This window comes from Corynebacterium sp. A21, from assembly GCF_052266655.1.
Taxonomy (GTDB): domain Bacteria; phylum Actinomycetota; class Actinomycetes; order Mycobacteriales; family Mycobacteriaceae; genus Corynebacterium.
The window spans coordinates 196,105-215,594 of record NZ_JBQPQY010000002.1; the positions used below are offsets into that span (position 1 = coordinate 196,105).

A 19,490-nucleotide genomic window follows, 5' to 3' on the forward strand; every position below is an offset into this window, starting at 1 on the left:
TGCCGGGCTTTCGTGATCGATTCAGAGGGGTTGTGCTGGGGATACCTGGGCCGGGTATGTGGCGGTATATGGCGCGGTGCCTGGTGGTGCGGTTAGCCCTGATGACCCTTGAGGCTGATTCCGACGATCTCCACTACGGTCACGGTGGCCAAGGCGAGATGCTGGCGTTCGCGGTGGGCCAGGTCGCGGAGGGTGAGGGTGCCGCGGTAAGCATCCGGAGCCCGGCTGCTCTAGGTGACAGGCCTGACCGATGTGGATCTGTCGCTGGTTCTGCTGTGTGCTCATCCGAGTGCTACCGGATCATCAGAACCCTGCTACCAAAAGCACGTCCCTAACAATGGAGCACCTGCGGCCCTTACCGCCAATAACTAGCATCCCTTATCTATCCCCGCGCATCTGATATTTTTTTACTTCGACAAAACTTGAAGGGCCTACTCGAACATTCCTCGAACTAAGGATGCTTCGCGTTCTAACTGACCATCTTCATCTTGGTTAATAATCTTCCTGGATTCAAGAAGCTCGACTAAAGTTCGCCCTTCATCTTTTGATACGGCCCTGTCCAACATATTCTGTTCTTGCCATTCGCTAAAGTCGTCGCAAAGTTGGTCTAGGGCAATGAAATCACTGGAATACCCTAAGAGGCTGAGTGAGCGCTGGAAATCAGAGACATAATCGCTAATCTCTTGAACGTCTCCAAAGTTCTCCCAGTTGTCCCTGATCATATCAACGAACGTTTCTTCAGAACCAGAAATGAATTCCATCAAATCCACTTGCACTACTATCGCATTGTTGAGAGTTTCGAACCAATTCCGAAATTCATCGAGCTCATCGGGGCTTCCACATTTCTCCAGTATCTCTAGAATTAGGCGCGATAACATAACTCCTTCATCGACAGGCCAAGCATCACCGTCAAAGATAGATTCAAATATTATCTTGAATTCTTCGATGTCGAACTCATATCGAAATAATGTGTGCGGGTCTAAAGCCTGTTTTCGGAGTTGTTGTTTGATCCGCCTTGTCGACTCTGAGTCTTGATCGCTCCGAGCAAGCCAGAGAATCAGAGCACGAAAGCCAGGGGTGGCCCAGAGATTAAGCTCATTGTTTTCCATCTCGTCGAGGCAGCGATCGAGAAACACCCAAATCGCAAAACAGTCAAATTCCCCTAGAGGCCTGTCAGTATCTTGAACCGCTTGGGCAAGACCAGCGTAAGCACCTAATCTACGGCCGATATCGAATGAGTAGTTGATCTCGGCTTCTGTTGAAAGGAAGCGCTCGGCTAGAAACTCTTTCACTGTAGGGTTGGCAAGACTGACGGTTGGGTCTTTAACCCTGTTCGATCTGCCCAACCAAGAGTAGTGATCGGAAGCAATATTCACCCAAATCCCATCGAGGGCTCTAAGCAGTTCACGATAATCTATGTTCCGGCTGAAGTGTAATTTACGCAAGCTCTCAACTGTCAAACTTTCAGAGACAAACACTGCCCGCAGAACAAGGAACGTATCTTCGGTCAGGCTTTTCGTAGCGGACTTAATCGCGGTAAGAGGATTTCCTACTTCTTCTTTCAATCGATTCAGCGATGTGCCGTCGAGTCTTTCTTCGTTCCCCAGTGCCGTGTACAAAGCTCGAGGATTAAAGAACTCCAATATTAATAACTGCTCGTACTCTCGGTTATTTATCATCGCCGTCTTGAAGGAGTCAGTTACGTACTCTGGGGAAATCTGGCGGAGTTCGCGAATTCTTTGAGACGTAAGCGATGCAAAGACTTCGAGGCGACTTTGACGGTCAGCGAGCGCGAGCTGGTGAATGCGGTCAAATAGCGCACCATCTTTCTCATCTTCACGAGCAGCTTGAAGATCTTTCAGGATGTAATCACGCGAAATATAAACCAGGCGATCTAGTTTGGATTGCAGTATTTTGTCAATTGCATCCACGAACTGACGGAAATTTCCGTTAGGAATCTGGGGATTAAGAGTGATATCTCCTAAAAAATCATCGAAGATAAATATCACACCACTCAATCGGGGTGACACTTTATAGATATCTTTGATGTCTTGTACGAAGCAGATTTGCGAGTACTCGACAAGTCCGCTGGTCTTCTCTTTTTCAATGATGCGTTGTGCTGCGAGAAAGGTGCTAACTGTCTTACCTATACCCGCTGGGCCTGCGACCACGCAGACTTTTTCCTCGACCAACCGTTGGGCGATCTCGCGTGATGCCTGGGTTTCCACAAGTTGTGGGGATTGTGATTCCAGTGCGTTGATCTTGTTTTGGGAGTACTCCCAAATTTCACGGTGGATGATGTGGTCGAGATCCATTAAAGAATTGAGAAAGAGTTTCGGAAAACTTTCGAGAATGCCCTTATTTTCTCGCTCTTTTAAGACCTGTTCAATGGTTTGCTGCCCTAGCACTGTGATGGGTGCGTCACCGTATAATTCCTGAAATCGGTGTTGAATGCGATCCACTGCATTTTCTGACAGGCTTGCTGCATGTGCCAGAACGTATTCATCGAACTCATCTGGTCGGAATTTTTCAAGGTCTGGAAGAACATCTGAACTGTTGTATTTACGATGATTTTTCGCTTGAATCATCACCCGCTTTCCTGAACCGTCCGCTGTGTTTAGTGTGACTACCCCATCTATGCCACGATCAGGACCAACTTGGAAAAGCTGGAATCGTTCGCTGTCGCGCATCCGACAAAAAACTCGTGTCGCTAGCGCTTCAAATTCATGCGAGCCTAATTCGCTATATTGATATGCCATTGTTCACTCAGCCTTTGCGTTGCTGCAGCACACAAGAAATAGTGGCCGTTCATTCTATCCACCTGCAGTTTAATCTAGGAGCATTTCGGGGCGAACTCGCTCGATGTTAAAGCTGTGTGGAGCTAACCCGGATTTTTCACGTGAATTCGTGAGGTGACTGGGACTCGGGGGTGGCTGAGTCCAGGGTCGGCGAGGTGCCGGCGGGTGCTGTTGCCAGGTGACGGCGTGGTCGTGGGTGGCGTGGTCTTGAGTGCTCAGCGGGTCTCGGGTGCTCACCCGGAGAATCAACGCCCCGGGCAGGGCTTCGTCTATGACGGCGAGATTGTGTCGCTGCCAAGGGAACAGGGAGGACATGAAACTGAGGTTAGCCGGCGGGGATGGTTATGGCTGGACTGGAATGCGCGATGAGGTTCTCGAGATTAGTGCATGCTCTTGTGTACCGCGAATGCCAGCAGTCGAAGCATAGAGCCATGCAGCGAAGTTATCGCAACCTGAGCGATTGCTGCGGGAGAGTTATCCCGAGCAATCCGCCTCAACACGCCTGTGAACACTGGGACAACGAAGCTGGCGGCATTCCCCCAGGGCGTTGCTGGATTGATGACCAACTTCGTCAGGAAGAACTCCAATTGGAGGTGAGTTATATGAACGATCTTCGCCACCATCTCAGGAGTCACAGCATTATTGGCTAGCTCAGTCGTCTTGACCGCCATGGAAAGCTTCTTGGCCTGCTTCTTCCGCTTTTGCGGATCGTCAACGGGTATCTCCCGGAGCACTGCCAGTGACATGGCATAGAGCGCAGTGAGATCCAGAAGATCCGCCGAAGGGATCTCCCTATCAATAACCTGACCAGAGGCTTCACTCTGGAATAGCCGCCTCAATCGAGTTTCAGTCCCCGAAATACCATCGTGAGGGTATTTCTCCCGTAATTCAGCAACTCGCTCAATGGCATACTTGAGCATCTTCTCGAAGCGCTCACCGAAAACCGCGGCGAGCGCCTCCTCATTGAAATCCTCAACTATCGTGGCCTCAGACTCTTCAGGGACTTCCGCCGGGATATCATCACTAGCACTGCCTCGCCGCATTTCCTTGAAAGCAGAAGACAGCTCAAGTATCTCGTTAAGGCGGTGAAGGGTCCGTGTGTTCTTGAGCTTCTCTAAAAGGTTAGGGTCATACGCCTCGAGTCGCAGATGAAGATCCTCCAAACTGCTCGCAAGCTGGAGATCCAGATGCCGATTCCCGAGCATAAAGGCGAGGAATTCCGAATCCGATTCCGTACCCAATCCCCTACTGGCACGAACCTTGGCCAGAGTATCTATCGCCAGGCACTCCTCCGCAGCCACCAACAAAGCAATCTGGTGTGCCCAACCATCAGCTTGCAAGGCCTTCTTTGAAATCTCCGGCAACGCATCTGGTTCAGCTGCGGTCAAGCCCGCCGCACCAAAGGAAATCTTTTCCCTGAGCGACTTCACGACCTCACCCAGCTGAGAAATCTCACTTTCCTCGGTACTTGATTCGCGACGGCGCCTTGCGTGTAACTCATTGAGCAAGGGTTCACCACTGAAGTTGAACCGTCCAAGTTCATTGACAGCAGGCAGGTGTAGTCCGTCGGTCGCATCCGAAATATCCTGCATCCGCAGCTTCCAAAACACTGCGCTCGCCTCTGCGATCAAATTGCTCACTGCGGGATCGAGTTCTGCTGATTTTTTGGATCGAGAAGCGGAGTCATTTACGGATAGTGAAACCACGGTTTCCGCGAGATTGTTGAATTCGAAATTAAGATGACTCAAGCTAGCTTCAAGCTCGCCGAGCGGAATCCGTTCGGCAAAGGGATGTCCGATAATTTCCCAGGTTGTGACGTCATCCTCACGTCCGATTGCCAAGTGAACAGGACCCTCAGAGAAGTAACGCGGTCCGGGTACTGAGAGCTCTGTTGTCATGGGTCAGTTTTACCATCTAAACAGTCCACATTCCCTCAGTTTTTCAAACAACCGCACACGCCATTGAAATTTATCAGTCACCGCAGATGGCTCAGTTTCATTTGTGCTGGTGGGGTTGGGATAGTGCGTTGCGCTGATGAGTTCTTCTCACAGGGACCTGCCCCTCAGTGAGAAGACGGCGCAATAGTCAGCATCCTGTCCCTGTGCAACATTTAAGGAGAGCGGACATGGGCTAGATTCCCTCTCCTTTAGTCGCCCAGCGAGATTTGCGCATACAACTACTGAACGCTATTTACGCCATGTTGTGCTTGTTCGGGAGTGAATCCTTCATAGATGAGCTGGTCATAAAGACCAGAAGCAGAGAACGCCGAGTAGTCCGTATAGCTCTCTGCTGCCTCAACTGCTTCAGCAAGCCAATCTGCATTCACATTATCGATGCCATACTGCGCCTGTTCGGGAGTGAATTCCTCATAGATGAGCTGGTCATAGAGGCTTGTCGCTGAAAAGCCCGAGTAGTCCAGGTAGTCACTGGCGGACCCGAGCGCTTGTTCATTCCAATCGGCCGCTACATTATCAACTCCATACTGAGCCTCCTCCGGCAGATAACCCTCGTAGATAAGCTGATCATAGAGACCGGGGGCTGAGAAGCTGGAATAATTGAGATAGCTTTCCGCCTGACGTAAAGCGTTCCTGTTCCCCGATGAAATATTGTCTACTGCGGATTGCTCTCGGGTCGTTTGTTCAGCCGATGCTTCAGTCTGTGGCTGTTCTATCACTTGGGTTGCCTGTGGGGATACATCAGCAGAAGTTTCTATTGGCGTTTCCCCTTCAGATGTACCTTCCTCTTCTGATGGAGTTTCAGAGGTACTGGATGCCGCCCGAGTTTCAGAGGTACTGGATGCCGCCCGAGTTACCTCGGGCGATGAAGTCTGTGCAGTGTTTGTGGTCTCCGAGCTTTCTGAATTGCAACTACCTACCAGCCCGACGACGAGGAGTACTGCTATAACTCCGGCGATACTTTTGCCTTTCTTATACCAGGGCTTCCTCAACTGCAGAGTCCCTCCATCTAGAGGGCCTACCTGATTGGGGTTTATGCCACCGCTTTGAGGTGATGGATTGCCGTATTGCTGCTGTGCGCCGTACAGCGGCTGATCACCATGATCCCCTTGATCATCACTTTTCCTGTTCATCTCTATTCCTCAGATCTATTAGTGGGATATGTGAAAATACTCCCAATAAGAATATCATTAGATGAACAAATGCTGTTGATTCAATAAGGATCTGTGTGGAGTAGTGAGAGATATAAGGAACACCTCGGAGCACCTTCTGCCAGGCCAGGGTTATCGGGTCGACCAGCTCGGCATACCCGCTATTCAACCGAGCAATACCAGCGGCATGAAAAACGCAGTTCAGAGCTGTCAGTCAGTAACGTCAAGCCCGGACCCCAACGCTCCCCCCAGAATTAACGCGTGTGAAACATAGCCCACCTCGACCTCTATATTGTCTCGATTCTGGGCGACAATCACCGGTCGTCCCCCTAAGAAAGGGATCACTGCAATGTCCATACCGTCAGCGAAGATCCCTCGAGCGTGGCTTTTATCGAGATCCATCTCGATGAGAAGATAGTCACCGCTGTTGGGGTACTGGAACGGGCCGCCGGGCGCGAGACGCCCTGGCCGGCGTCCACCCGGAACGTTGCTACTCCCACAGGGCTCCTTTGGTGAGTTGGCGCCCTACCCCACCAACCTCTCAAATCTTCATGCATTCAGTTCAGCAGGCTTCCCGCCCCGACACCCCAGCTTCTGCCCATTCAGGACCTCAGCGTGAGGTCTTCGACGGCCTGGTGCTCGGCCAGCAGCGCAATTAGGGCCTTCTTCAATCCGGGGCCATACGTCGGGTGCGCCAGTCCGAAATCAACCACCGCAGAAATGTAGCCGGCTGGATTTCCCAGGTCATGGCGCTTGCCCTCATGGACCACGACATGCACCGGATGGCCTTCGCGGATCATCTGCTCGATGGCATCGGTCAGCTGGATCTCGCCACCCTTACCTGGCTTGGTCTGCTTCAGCGCCTCAAAGATCCCGCGGTCCAACAGGTACCTGCCGGTGGCCACGTAGTTCGAGGGAGCTTCGGCGGGGTCCGGTTTCTCCACCATGCCCACCACCCGCTTAACCCGGTCGGTCTGCAGCCCATCAGTCGACTCGATGTCCTCGACTTGGAATACTCCGTAGCTGCTGACCTCATCGGACTCCACCACGCACGCGCACAACACCGAACCACCTAGTTCAGCTCGCACCCGTGCCATCTTCTCCATCACACCCATCGGCAGCACCAGATCATCCGGCAGCATGACCGCGAAGACTTCCTCATCCGGATCCATCACGGACTCAGCCAGTCCGACCGCATGGCCCAGTCCCAGTGGGTGTTCCTGTACCACTGCGACGGGGCTGATCAGTTTGCCGGCGCGCTGGACCTTGTCCACCTGCTCGGTCTTGCCACGTTCGGTGAGGATCTCCACCAGCTCCGGGAAGTCCCCGAAATGGGCCAGCAGTGCGGGTTTTCCTGGGGACGTGATGATCACCATGCGTGATGCCCCCAGGCAGGAGGCTTCCTCAGCAATGAGTTCAATGCCGGGTGTATCGACGACGGGTAGTAATTCCTTAGGAACAGTCTTGGTCGCCGGCAGAAACCTGGTTCCCATGCCAGCAGAGGGAACAACGACGGTCTTGACCCCGAAAGGGTGTTCATAAGTGGTCATACTGTCACGGTACTGAGAGAAATTATTGAATTCCGTGTTATGCACCTGGAAAATGGATATGTAAATAGTGTCCCCCAGGCTATGGTCAGCACAGGCTGGAGGCATGCAAAATGGCTTCTAGATTTAATCTAAAGTCTTTCTAATGTTCATTCAATTAAGTCTCACCTATGTTGAGCTAAAGGTTTCCCACCACGGAACTCCGCTACCTAACCAGCACGACGCTTATCGACGCCCCGAAATCCCGGCGAGGAGCACAGCTCCCGCAGGCCAGGAGGCAGATCTCGCACGTTGCCCGCGATACTCCACTGAAACCCCTCTCGAAACCATCGTTCGCTGATATACTTTTGCCAACAAACCCACTCGCTCCATACCGCCACCACCAGCCCTCCCATTGAGGTTTCGGGCTCCTGGACCACCCCACCCGTCATAACTTCATCAGCCGCTTGCTTGGAGATGTGTCATGGAACAGTCGCGACGCCTACCCATCATCTACGTGCGGGGATTCGCTGATCCGGGCACTGTGGATAAGTCAGTGGAGGACCCCTTCTACGGGTTCAACACCGGGTCCACCTACGTCCGCGCCGGAGTGGAGGGAAAGATCCGCTTCTACCAGTTCGAAAGTCCCCTGCTCCGGTTGATGATCGACCATGACTATCGGCTTTTCGTCTATGGCAACCAGACAAGCTGGCTGCAGGGGCAGCAGGATGGCTCCGTCGAGGCTCCCACCATCTGGATCTACCGCTTCTATGACACCGCCTCCGAATTCGGTGGTAACCAGCGTGAGCCCTTCAATATCGAGGCTGCCGCCCAGGGGTTGCTGGAGTTGATTGATACTATCCGTGCCAAAACTGGTGCTCCACGAGTTCACCTGGTGGCACATTCCATGGGTGGCTTGATCTGCCGGTGTCTGATCCAGAAGATCATTCCAGACAAGTCAGGCCACGCCACCGACTATGTCGACCGACTGTTCACCTATGCCACCCCACACGGCGGGATCAATTTCGATGTCGGTTTCGGCTTGATTGAAAGACTCCGCGACCTGACAGGTATCCGAGGTACCGATATCTTCGGCCCGGACCGAATGTGGGAGTATCTCAACCCCTCCCCGGCCGGGCCCCGGCCCCGAGACTGGAAACCTCAGCTCATGGACGATGAGGACTTCCCCAAGGACCGGATCTTCACGCTGGTAGGCACCAACCACGGGGACTTCGAGATGGGGGTCTCTTCCTGGGCCGTCGGCCCCAAAAGCGATGGCCTGGTCCAGACGGAAAGCGCCTATATTCCGGGTGCCAGATTTGCCTTCGTACACCGCAGCCACAGCGGACGCTACGGCATCGTCAATTCGGAAGCGGGATATCAGAACCTCCGCCGGTTTCTCTTCGGTGATTTAGAGGCCACCGCTGATCTGGTGGGACTACGTCTTCCCGGCGGTCCGGAGCGTAGCTGGCAGGCTGATGTAGAAGCTTCGGTTCGCGGTCAGAGTATCCTCATGCACGAGCAGGTAGCCCGCCATCTTTGCCCGGTGATCCTCACATCCCCCAGCGACGATGGCGACCAACCCAACCCTCTCGTCACTACATTCCTGATCTCTGATTCCACCCTTCGACCGTCCGGCCACAATGAAAACCGCTACATTCTGAAGTTGCGGATCTTCTCCCTCGTGGAGCGCGAGGGACTTGGCCGGATCTTCGACTTCGTCAATCACCAGGAGCAGATTGCTGATTTCGACGATGACCTGCTCATCGATATCGCGCTACACAACGGAAAAACAGCGGCCTGGGCCACCTGGGTCTCACAGATCACCACCCGCCTTGAGGATTACCGACCCACCGGAGAACCCCTGCAGGGCAAGTCACCTCAACCCGGGCTGTGGACCACGTACTTCAGCCTGCCGGCCAAGGGAAAAGCACTCTTCGGTGCACATGCCCAGATCAGGCTCACAGTTCGGGTGCGATAACCTGCACCAGCACAGTGCCCACTCACGGACATCCGCTGATGAGGAGCAACTTCCCCAGGGCGGCACGACCTGATCGCGGACCTGGTCATTGTGGAGTCGGTGTGGTGTGATCGGTGCAGTCGAACCGGGGATGATACCGGCGTCACCAAGTTCTGTGACGCGGTCGCGGATGTTGTAGAACGTTTGCCGGCTGATCTGTTGGTCCTTGCAGAACTGGCTGATCGTTGTCCCGGCAGTGAGGGGATCGAATTCGGCGATGCGTCTATGCATCGAAGAGGAAAGAGCCATAGCTCACACAATGAACCGTTGCTGTCCATCATGTCATGAGACATGCTGTCCATAAACTGCTGAGACATCGTGTCCAGGAACTCGTGAGACTCCCTGTCCATTAAGTCCTAAGACCCACTGTCAAAAACTACCGAGACAGCACAAAAACCCGGGGCCTGACAAGGCACCATCCCTAGCCAAGGCAATATCCGAGTTGAAGGCGGAAGCAATCTGTCCTCCCACAGAGGAACACCGGCAGATGAAATACCTTGGGCAACGTCATTGAAGGGGGTCATGACTGGCTGAAACGGATCCTCGGGCCGGAAGGGATCATTCAAGAACAGGACGTCCGCGTGACCTGCCGCTCAAAGGGGATGGAGGCGATGCACTCATTGCGGAAGGGGCAGGGCACGATGTTCGCCTATGGGCAACTGAACCCGGATGCCGTGATCGTCAGCCGAGTGTTCGAGACAGCCTGACAACGCAGGCACATAGCGCTGATCACGCGATAAAAAGGGAGCCTTCTCGGCTCCCCTCTCGAAGTTTGTAACAGCACCCAATCGAGGGTGTGGCGAGCGTGAGGACAGGCAAGGGCACGTCGGCCCCCACACGGGCATCGACGTGCCGCCCCGCGCTACATCGTCATCTGCAATGGTCTCTCAAACTCGCCGCTCCAGACCGAAGAATCGTCCTTCGTGCATGCGGACTCTCGAGGATGCCGCTGGCGCCGCCCAGTCGTATTTCAGAATGTAGTGGCCACCGTGCCCCTGATAGTGCAGAACTTCTTCACGGCTGACCTGTTCGCCGTTCCAACGATGCTGCTCGGATTCGATGACCGCATTCACCTGCTGAGGCGGGAACATCTCATCGCCCTTCCAGTGGTTGTAGACGAAGTTCGCGGCTTCCCCTGCCTTCTCGAGGTAGCGAATCCAGTTCATCTTCTGTTCGATCTCGCTCTCAGGTTCAGCGTCGGCAGCCATGTCTGTTTTCAGCTCTTTCGAGAGCCCTTCGAACTTTTCGCAGAGTTTCTGGTACGCCTTCTTGATGTCATCTCCGCCGTCACGCTCTGCGAGGAAGAGAATCATCATAATTCCCTTTGGGAAGACGCTGGAGCCGAGCCCGAAGTCCGCCAGTTCGCGTGGAGGACTGTATGTTTTCCGGTCGCCGTCGTCGAACGATCCCACCTTGAAGGGCTCAATCTTATGTACCCACGGGTTGGCAGTTCCTCTGAGTTCCAGGCCGGCACCGCCGACGTAAATCTCGTCGGAACCCCATTCCGTGCCAAGCGTGTTTGTTTCGTCCTTGGCGTAGACCTCACGCAGACGCAATTTGAATCCCATGTTGCCCATCTCCTTTTCTGGATGTCGTTGGGAAATACTCTTTTGGGGAAAAGATTTTGCAGAAGAAGAACAGAACAAAGTTAAGGAAGTATTCTCTGAGCTTTAAAGCCCCATGTTTGCGAAAATATTTCTTTAAGCTTTCGCTTTTCCGATCCCCACAGGAATTAAGGAGATAATAGCAACATGATTTATTTTGTGGAGCTAACTATAGGCAGCATCCCGCATGCGGACCACTAGTGTCAATCCCGAAAAGACTTTTGGACTGTTTCGTAATCGAATAGGGTTTGAAACGTTTCCCAGGACGCGACTTCCATAGTGTTTTTGCAAACTCGGGATTTCACATCAATGTCTTAGAATCCCAAGTTTGCAACAGCACCTATAAAGTTATAGGAGCGAAAAATTAACGGAGAGAATTCAGTCCCCCTTTAACGGTTCACTTTCTGCAGCTGACCGCCCAAGCGATGGGTGGGGGGATGGGAACCGGAACAGCCTGGCCTGAGTCGATGATCTCTCGGAAGGGTTGGCTACGAGCGTCCCATTTCCCGGGAACTGGGGCCTTAAAGTCCGCCGGCTTTGCAACAAGATTATGGCTCCTTCGCAAGTATCGGAGAAAGATATTCCTACATCGGCATGGGCCAGGCATAGCTTCAAAAGTATCTAAATGCGTAATTATTGAATAATGAAGATCGTGAAGGCTGCCGAAATCGTGCTGGATATCGCCTCCCCACCAGTGGGGCCTGGTGGCCACCGCCCAGGCATAACCGCCGGTGTGCCCGCAGTTATGCGGTGCTGTTGCAAATAGAGGTTTCGGATTACTCTCTATTCATTAGCATGTAGCGCACGATAGGTGGCGGTTCCACCAATTTGGCCCCAAAAGCGGGTTTGCAACGGCAACTCAAAAGTTCAGAATTCTCCTCCACTCAAAGACAGACGCCCATACGTGAAAGGGCACCCTTTCCGGCCGGATCGGTGACAAGCCAGTAAGAAAACTGAGTCATGCGGAAAATCGTGTCACATTAATGTGTGACTCGCAGCTTCGTTTGGGGGCTTTCCCGCAGCTTCATATGGCGTCGCTACCCGGGTGGGTCCGTTATGCGGTCTTGGTAGATGTTTGCTTCCGTGTCGGCAGCGCCCCGGATTCTCGGCGCAGCGCGCGGTAGACGGTGATTCGACTCACTCCCAAGACCTCACCGATCTGGGCGACGGTCATGTCCTTTTGCTCGTAGAGTTGCCGCGCGGTGCGCAGCTTGTCTCCGCTCAGTAGTGGTGGCCGGTCCCTCGCCCGCGCTGCTTCAAGACCAGCGTTGGTCCGCTCCCGAATGAGATCGCGCTCAAATTCGGCCAGGGAGGCGAAGACCTCCGCGACGAAAGTGCGCAGGTCATCTGGGGTGTGGAGGGTGGTTGTCGTGCCCATAATCGGACATTACGCCGATGGGCCCCACCCACAAAAGCTAACGAAGTACTACTGGCTTCCATCCCATATCCGCCAGGGTCGATCTGAGGCAGCCGGAACCCGCGGCCCTCCCCGGGGTGGCGCGGGCGTCGATAAGCGCCCTCTCTGGACCTGCGGTTCTAAAGAAACCTGCGGCGTCGGAGTCCAGCATCGTAGACACGCTGATAGACCTTGGTCAGCCCACCCACGGCGAAGGCCGCGAAGACGGTGCCTTCGCGCACCCCAGCCAGCTCCCCGACGAACATCAGGGAGATGATGATCGCGATGACCACCAGCGACCAGTCGAAACACTGCTTGACGGTACCGAAGCGCCAGCCCGAGGCCAGCGCGATTGCCACGACGATCCCCTCCCCTGGGGCGTACAGAATCCGGGGAAGGATCTGCAGGAAGACGCCCACCGATACCAGCACCGCACCGAGAATCACCACGACCCACTGCAGCAGATAATTGCCCGGCTGAATAAATGAGGTCATGGCCAGCGAGAGATCGCAGAGCGCACCGAAGATGAACGCCACCAGGAGCTGCCAGAACTGGAACAGCGCAAATCGCCGCCGCAGGATGAGCACCTGAGCCAGGATAAAGACCAGACTCAACAGGATGGTGATCACCCCGAAGGACAACGGTGTGGCAGCGGCGATGGCAGCCGGGACCGTGGAGATCGGGGTGGTACCCAGCTCCGCGTGGACCGTCAGGGCGATGCCGACCGTCATCACCCACACCCCGAGAAAGAACAGCACCCACCTGGTTGAGGTGCTGTAGCGCTGGGCGGGATCCATCGAAGTTTCGTCTGCGGGCATAGAGTTTAGTTCTACCTTACGAGGGAAGATTTGGGGCTGAGGTGAGGAGGTAGGACGTCCCGAGCGCTTGCGACCCACGCCTGGATGCCGGGAGCGTCGATAAGCGCCCGGAAGTTCAACCCGCGCTCACCACTGGGCCACCTGAAGATCCCCTAAGTGACACCATTGCCGGGCACTCTCGGTTCCATGAACCTGAACCGCCGCATCGGCACCGCCCTGATCCTGACCGCCACCGCACTTCCGCTTGCTGCCGGCCCCGCCGCCGCTCTCAGCTCGGAGCTGCTCCACTCCTCAAGCTCCCTGCAGTTCCCCGGCAGCTCCACTGACGCTGCGCCCGTCACCGAATACCTCGGGTACCTGGATCTGAGCGAAGCCACCTGGGAGACAGACCTCGACGAGCGCCTGGCCGCCGCACCCCTGGGCGGTCTCTCCGGCATCGAGCACGTGGCAGGATCTCACTACATCGCCATCTCCGACGACCCGGCCCAGCGTGGCCCGGCGCGCGCCTACCACCTCGACATCACTTTCGATGAGCAGGGAGCGGTTTCCGCTGCCACCATCACCGACATCATTGAGCTGACCGATGCCCAGGGCCAGCCCTTCGCCGAGCTTGCGGTGGACCCCGAGTCCCTGCGTGTGCTCCCCGACGGCAACCTGCTCTGGACCACCGAGGGTTTCGCCCGCGAGGGCGACTTCCGGGCACCCCAGGTGGTCATCTCCGACCCCACTGGCCGGGCCATCGATGAGTTGGCAGTTCCGGCGCACCACACCCCGGATGCCGAGCTGACCACCGGTATCCGCCACAATAACGCCAATGAGGGTCTGACCCTGTCCGCCGATGGTCTGACTGCCATCACCCTGAACGAGGGCGCCCTCCAGCAGGATGGCCCCGCCAACACCGAGGAAGAAGGCGCGACGGTCCGCCTGACCACCTTTGACCTGGCCACCGGAAACCCCACCGCCGAGTACGCGGTGGAGGTGGGACCGAAGTACCCCGGCGCCACCGACCGCGGCATGGCCGAGATCCTCGCGGTCGGGGACGGCAGCTTCATCGTCCTGGAACGCGGCTTCATCCCGGAGGAGGGCAACCGCGCCGAGCTCTACCGGATCACCCTGGACGGTGCCACCGACATCCTGGACACCCCGGCACTGACCGGGGAGGAGACCCCCGCCACCAAGGAGCTGCTCTTCAGTTTCGATGACAACGCCGAGCACCCCGAGAACGTCGAGGGCCTGGCCTGGGGACCGCAGCTTGAGGACGGCCGCCGCTCCCTGCTGGTGATCAGCGATGACAACTTCAACGCCACCCAGCGCACCCTCCTGCACACGGTGGCCGTGGACCTAAGGTAGCCCGGGTAGCCCCGGAGACCCTGGATGGCTGGAGTGATTCAGCCGCTCAGGGTCTTAGTTTTGCTCTGCTTGTTGGTAGCGTTGATGAGGAATTGCTTAGCCTAAGCAATGTTTTTCCTCTGAAAATACCTTCTCCAAGGAGCACCATGCCTCGCACCACCATCGGCCTCGGCGTCATCCTCATCGCACTCGGGGTCATCGCGTACATCGCCACCTCTTTTGTCAGCTGGACCGCGCTGATCCCGGCGATCCTCGGCGCCGTCGTCCTGATCTGCGGATTGATCGGCCTGAAGAACCCGAAGATCGGCATCCACATTGCCCTGGTCGTCGCGATTCTGGGCATCCTCGGGACCTTCATGAACGTGATCCAGTTGGGTGATGTCTTCGCTGGCACTGCGGAACGTCCAGCTGCCGTGATCGTCAGCGCCATCACTTTCGTACTGCTGATCATCTATGTCATCGTCGGGGTACGGTCCTTCATCACCGCACGCCGGTGGAAGGATGCCGCAGCGGCCGAAGCCGCCGCCTGACCCCAGTCCTCGGACGGCACGGCCGTCGATAAGCGCCCTACTTGAACCGCGAAACCGCGATCAGACCTGCCACCAGGAACACCACCGGCAGGAGTAGGGCGTTTCCCATCGCCGCACCGAAGCTGATCGAGTTCACGCCCATCTGCATCACCGCGCCGAGGGCCGCCGCGCCGAGTACCGCACCGACCTGGCGGGAGGTGTTGTAGACACCGGAGCCCGCACCGACGAGATCCGGCGGCAGGTCACGCATGGAGATCGTCGAGTTCGGCGCCCAGCACATGGAGTTGGCGAAGCCGAGCAGCAGGATCGAGACCAGCAGCCAGGCGGGTGAGACCTCCAGGTGCATCATGATGCCGAAAATGCTCATCGCCGCGATCATCGCACCGAAGCCGATCTGGGAGATCAGGCCCGGCGCAACCTTGTCGGTGATACGGCCGATGATCGGGGCCATGAACACGGAGATCACCCCCATGGGCACGAGCATGAGGCCGGCATATTCCGCGGACATGCCCTGGCCGACCTGGAGGTAGAGCATGATGGGCAGGTTCACGGAGTAGACGGTGAAGCCGAGCATCGCGACGGCGAAGACACCGAGGCTGAAGTTGCGGTTACGGAAGAGCTCGAGCGGGACGAGCGCGTCCTTGCCCTTGCGCTTCTGGAGACGGATGAAGAAGACGATGGCGAGGATGCCGATCGCGAGAATCACCCAGAGCCACCAGCTCCAGCCCACCTCAGGGCCCTGCTGGAGGGAGAAGACGACCGCCAGCACGGCGATCAGGGAGACCAGGCCGCTGAGCAGATCGATCTTTCCGGTGCCGGTGGGCAGTTTCGGGACGTAGCGGGCGACCATGATCAGCGAGATCAGGCCGAGCGGGACATAGACGAAAAAGACCCAGCGCCAGCCGACCGTTCCCACCAGCACACCGCCGATAACCGGCCCGAACAGTCCCGCCGAGCTGGCCACCGCGCTCCACACCCCGGTGGCGGTGCCACGGCGGTGATGGGCGAAGATCCGGTGGATGATGCTCAGTGGCTGCGGGTTGATCAATGAGCCACCGAGCCCCTGTAGCGCGCGGAGCATGATCAGGACCTCAATGCTGGGTGCCTGGGAGCAGGCGAAGGCCGCGAGGGTGAAGATCGCCATGCCCACCAGGTAGACATTGCGCTGGCCGAAGCGGTCCCCCAGTCGGCCGGTGATCAGCAGCGGGACCGCGAAGGTCAACAGGTAGATCGCGGAAACCCAGACCACCTGGTTGATGCTGGCGTCGAACTCCTCGCGGATCCGGGGCAGGGAAACCGCCACCAGGGACTGATCCAGCAGCGTGACAAAGAGACCGATGCAGAGCGCGGCAAGCGCCCGCCAGGCCTGTTTCTCCGGAATCGGGGTGGTACTGATCTTGCCGGTCATTTAATCAACCCTTTCCGGATTATGCATCTCTTTCCGGTCCACGGTTTCACGGCCGAAGGCCCAGAACGCCGCAGCCAGCAGGCCGATGACGCCACAGAGCAGGAAGCCGTATTTGAAGCCCATGGTCTCTGCGATCATGCCGACCAGAATCGGGCCGGTGATCGCGCCGAAGTCCTGCGCCATCTGGAAATTGGCCAGCACCTTGCCGCCGGAGCGCTTGGAACCGATGACATCGGCCAGGCTGGCCTGCTGCGCCGGGTTGAGCATGCCGGCACCGAAACCGGCGGCCGCCGAGATGATCAACAACGGCCAGAAGCCGGTGGCGAAGCCCATGGCACCGGTGAAGATCGCATTGATCACCAAGCCCGAGATGATCAGCGGTTTGCGCCCGATCTTGTCTGACAATGTGCCGGCGAACTGCAGCGAGATTGCATTACCGACGGCGAAGGTGGCCATGGCTAAACCAGCGGTGGCACCACCATGTTCGAAGATGGCCGCGGCGAAGAGCGGCAGCGTGGCCACCCGGACACCGAAGTTCGACCAACCATTGGCGAAGGCCCCGACCAGGGCACTGCGGTAGGCCGAGTCCCGGAAGGCCTCCATGAAGCGCAGCGGGGGTTCAGTGTCCCCCTTGCGCTCGGTAGCGGCGTCCATCTTGGGCATCTTCCACCAGACGACGAAGGCCGCCAGAGCCACCGAAGCGCCGTAGATGGCGAAGGGGATGCGCATGCCCAGCATCGACAGGGCGGCGCCGACCACCGGGCCGATGATATTGCCGAGGAGGAAGGCCGAGGCATAGGCGCTCGAGGCCTTGCCACGGATGGCCGGCGGGGACATCCGCACCACCAGGCCCATGGCGGAGACGGTGAACATCGTCGAACCAATACCGCCGAGACCGCGTAGCAGCAGAATATGCCAGTACTCCTGGGCGAAGGCCACCAGGCCGGTGGTCACCGCGACCGTCATCAAGCCGGTGAGGTAGACCTTCCGGGAGCCGAGCTTGTCGATGAGCTGGCCGGAGACTGGAGCGAAAAGCAGTCGACTCAAAGCGAAGATGGATACCACTGCGCCGGCGGCAGCCATGCCGACATCAAAGGTCTGGGCGAACTGCGGGATAATCGGGGCGACCAGGCCATAGCCGATCGCGATAATGAAAGCAGCGGAAATCAGTACCCAGATCTCAGTGGGAATCTTGGGCACGGGGGCCACGCGCTCACCGGTACCCGGCTGCGTATTTAGTTGATCCTTCATCATGTTACTAATTAGGCTAGCCCGTTGCCCCGCAAGTGGCCATTGCTGCGGCTCCCGCCCACTTGAATGATTCGAACAGTTGTTCTATCATTTGTTCGTATGCATGTTCGCACGAGCTTCTAGGATTCAGGCCATGTTGAAAGTACCGAACTCCCGCAAGCGCTCCTTCTCCCGCTTCTCCGCTTCCCTCCATTCCTCCCGGGCCCCGCTCACTCCGGCCGACCTGGCTCAGCAGATCCGGCAGGATGAGGCCCCGACACTCCAGGCGCTTCACTCGATCCTGCACCACCCGCGTTCCCTGGCCAGACCCCTGCCCACCTGGCGACCACCGTCCAAACACCTGCCGGCGGTGCACGGTGGTGATGATCTCACCGCCACGCTGACCCGGCACCGGGTGGGGCCACGCGCCAAAGCCCGGGTCCGTAGCTTCGGGGAAACCCGGGAGCCGGCCTACGTCATCTCGGCCCGGCTCACCGATCCCAAGGGAGGTGCTCCCGAACGGCGTATTGCAGAAGCCTGGATCCGGGCACTCGTCTCAGAAGAGCTGATCGATGCCGTCCATGAGATCGAGGGTGGGCCGGCACCGACCTACTGCTGGCTGGTGGACAGTCACTACCAGCCGGTGAACTCCCCGTCCTCGCTGTTCGCGGGAATGGCGGATGCGGCTTAGCTGCCCCAGAAAACGCGTCCCAGGAAAGCACAAAGCTGCCGCGCCTCCAGGGCGCGACAGCTTCAGCAGACTAGCGGAAGGTTCTACTTCTTGGCTTCGGCAGTCTCCACTGCCACCACCTCGGAGTCTTCAGCATCCTCATCAGCGTCTTCGAAGGAATCGTCCTCATCCTCGTCGAAGTCATCATCATCGTCTTCGTCTTCATCGTCGAGGTCGTCCTCGCCGAAGATATCGTAGACCTCGGGCTCGTCGAACTCCTCATCTTCGAAGGGGACCAACTGCTGCTCCCAGTCCTCGGCCTGATCGGCGGCCAGGGAGAGGATGTCGAAGAGTCGGTCGAAGTCGATGAAGGTACCCAGGTCGAGGATCTCGTCGGTCTCCAGCTCGATGTCATTGGAGAGCTCGGCGAACATCTTCTGACGGTCCTCGTCGGTGAGCATCGCCTCGCCATCGGACTCCCAGAGCTCGGAGATGGCCTGGTCGACCAGGTCCTCAAAGCTCTCACCGATGGCGACGAAGGTGACCTCGGCGGTGGGGACACCGTCGAGTACCTCAATCAGCACCTGGAGCTCGGAGTTCGAGCCAACCTCCGCGCGGACCAGGTTGGCGTTGAGGGCGTCCTGGTAGAATTCCAGCTCGCCGATCCGCTCATCAGTGCCTTCCAGCAGATCACGCAGAACGGTGATCACCTGGTCGGTAGCCACGTGTCGGGCGACGGTCTCCACTGCGCCTTCGACGCTGAACACGACGGAGACCAGCACGGCCTCAAAGTCCTCGTCGTCCTCATCCACATCCGCTGCGGCGATGTAGACATTTGCAGCCGGAAGAAGGGCGTCGATCTCTACGAACTGGATCTCCAGGTCAGAGGTGATCGGAACAAACATGGTGTCGTCATTGACGCGGGACTCGATGCCATCGGCATCCAGGGCCGCCGCGATGTCCTCGAAAAAGCTCATGTCCGGCAAACCTTCCAACGAAACGTGATGAGTGCTCGCCACAGACTGTGACGATCC

14 protein-coding genes and 1 pseudogene are annotated in these 19,490 nt (G+C 57.1%); 5 read left to right on the forward strand and 10 right to left on the reverse strand.

Annotated elements, in window-relative coordinates; all coding sequences use genetic code 11:
- Positions 1–431: 431 nt before the first annotated feature.
- The 4 genes from ACTU46_RS05025 to ACTU46_RS05040 form a co-directional block, all read right to left on the reverse strand.
- Positions 432–2,759 (reverse strand): nSTAND3 domain-containing NTPase, encoded by a 2,328-nt coding sequence (locus tag ACTU46_RS05025; RefSeq protein ID WP_443379934.1) that lies wholly within the window; start codon positions 2,757–2,759, stop codon positions 432–434.
- A gap of 419 nt (positions 2,760–3,178) precedes the next feature.
- Positions 3,179–4,696, reverse strand: a complete 1,518-nt coding sequence (locus ACTU46_RS05030; RefSeq protein ID WP_443379937.1) for a hypothetical protein — start codon at positions 4,694–4,696, stop codon at positions 3,179–3,181.
- A 278-nt stretch (positions 4,697–4,974) separates the two neighbouring features.
- Positions 4,975–5,886, reverse strand: a complete 912-nt coding sequence (locus tag ACTU46_RS05035; protein WP_443379940.1) for an Ltp family lipoprotein — start codon at positions 5,884–5,886, stop codon at positions 4,975–4,977.
- Between the two features lie 620 nt (positions 5,887–6,506).
- Positions 6,507–7,454 carry a UTP--glucose-1-phosphate uridylyltransferase gene (locus ACTU46_RS05040; RefSeq protein WP_443379943.1) on the reverse strand — a complete coding sequence of 316 codons (948 nt, stop codon included), beginning with the start codon at positions 7,452–7,454 and terminating at the stop codon, positions 6,507–6,509.
- A gap of 460 nt (positions 7,455–7,914) precedes the next feature.
- Between ACTU46_RS05040 and ACTU46_RS05045 the strand changes: the two genes are divergently transcribed.
- Positions 7,915–9,411, forward strand: a complete 1,497-nt coding sequence (locus ACTU46_RS05045; protein WP_443379946.1) for an esterase/lipase family protein — start codon at positions 7,915–7,917, stop codon at positions 9,409–9,411.
- Positions 9,412–9,856: 445 nt separating this feature from the next.
- A pseudogene (locus ACTU46_RS05050) lies at positions 9,857–10,157 on the forward strand (DDE-type integrase/transposase/recombinase); the annotation flags it as partial.
- Positions 10,158–10,337: 180 nt separating this feature from the next.
- Here the strand turns inward: ACTU46_RS05050 and ACTU46_RS05055 are convergent.
- The 3 genes from ACTU46_RS05055 to ACTU46_RS05065 form a co-directional block, all read right to left on the reverse strand.
- Positions 10,338–11,027, reverse strand: a complete 690-nt coding sequence (locus tag ACTU46_RS05055; RefSeq protein WP_443379949.1) for a hypothetical protein — start codon at positions 11,025–11,027, stop codon at positions 10,338–10,340.
- A gap of 1,081 nt (positions 11,028–12,108) precedes the next feature.
- Entirely contained in the window at positions 12,109–12,432 is a 324-nt protein-coding gene (locus ACTU46_RS05060) for a helix-turn-helix domain-containing protein (protein ID WP_443379951.1), read from the reverse strand.
- Between the two features lie 158 nt (positions 12,433–12,590).
- A complete protein-coding gene (locus ACTU46_RS05065; protein WP_443379954.1) occupies positions 12,591–13,268 on the reverse strand; it encodes a YczE/YyaS/YitT family protein in 678 nt (225 codons plus the stop codon).
- 186 nt (positions 13,269–13,454) lie between these two features.
- Between ACTU46_RS05065 and ACTU46_RS05070 the strand changes: the two genes are divergently transcribed.
- Positions 13,455–14,618 carry an esterase-like activity of phytase family protein gene (locus ACTU46_RS05070; protein ID WP_443379956.1) on the forward strand — a complete coding sequence of 388 codons (1,164 nt, stop codon included), beginning with the start codon at positions 13,455–13,457 and terminating at the stop codon, positions 14,616–14,618.
- A 146-nt stretch (positions 14,619–14,764) separates the two neighbouring features.
- Positions 14,765–15,148 carry a hypothetical protein gene (locus ACTU46_RS05075; RefSeq protein WP_443379959.1) on the forward strand — a complete coding sequence of 128 codons (384 nt, stop codon included), beginning with the start codon at positions 14,765–14,767 and terminating at the stop codon, positions 15,146–15,148.
- Between the two features lie 37 nt (positions 15,149–15,185).
- Here the strand turns inward: ACTU46_RS05075 and ACTU46_RS05080 are convergent, their stop codons facing one another.
- Together ACTU46_RS05080 and ACTU46_RS05085 are read right to left on the reverse strand one after the other, a co-directional pair.
- Positions 15,186–16,556: a DHA2 family efflux MFS transporter permease subunit gene (locus tag ACTU46_RS05080; protein WP_443379962.1), complete on the reverse strand. Its 1,371-nt coding sequence runs from the start codon at positions 16,554–16,556 to the stop codon at positions 15,186–15,188.
- Positions 16,557–17,810 (reverse strand): MFS transporter, encoded by a 1,254-nt coding sequence (locus ACTU46_RS05085; protein WP_443379965.1) that lies wholly within the window; start codon positions 17,808–17,810, stop codon positions 16,557–16,559.
- A 130-nt stretch (positions 17,811–17,940) separates the two neighbouring features.
- Between ACTU46_RS05085 and ACTU46_RS05090 the strand changes: the two genes are divergently transcribed.
- A complete protein-coding gene (locus ACTU46_RS05090) occupies positions 17,941–18,477 on the forward strand; it encodes a hypothetical protein (protein WP_443379968.1) in 537 nt (178 codons plus the stop codon).
- 83 nt (positions 18,478–18,560) lie between these two features.
- Here ACTU46_RS05090 and ACTU46_RS05095 read toward each other — a convergent pair whose 3' ends face one another.
- The gene (locus ACTU46_RS05095) at positions 18,561–19,433 is read right to left on the reverse strand and encodes a hypothetical protein (RefSeq protein WP_443379971.1); all 873 of its coding nucleotides are present in this window, start codon (positions 19,431–19,433) and stop codon (positions 18,561–18,563) included.
- Positions 19,434–19,490 lie beyond the last annotated feature (57 nt).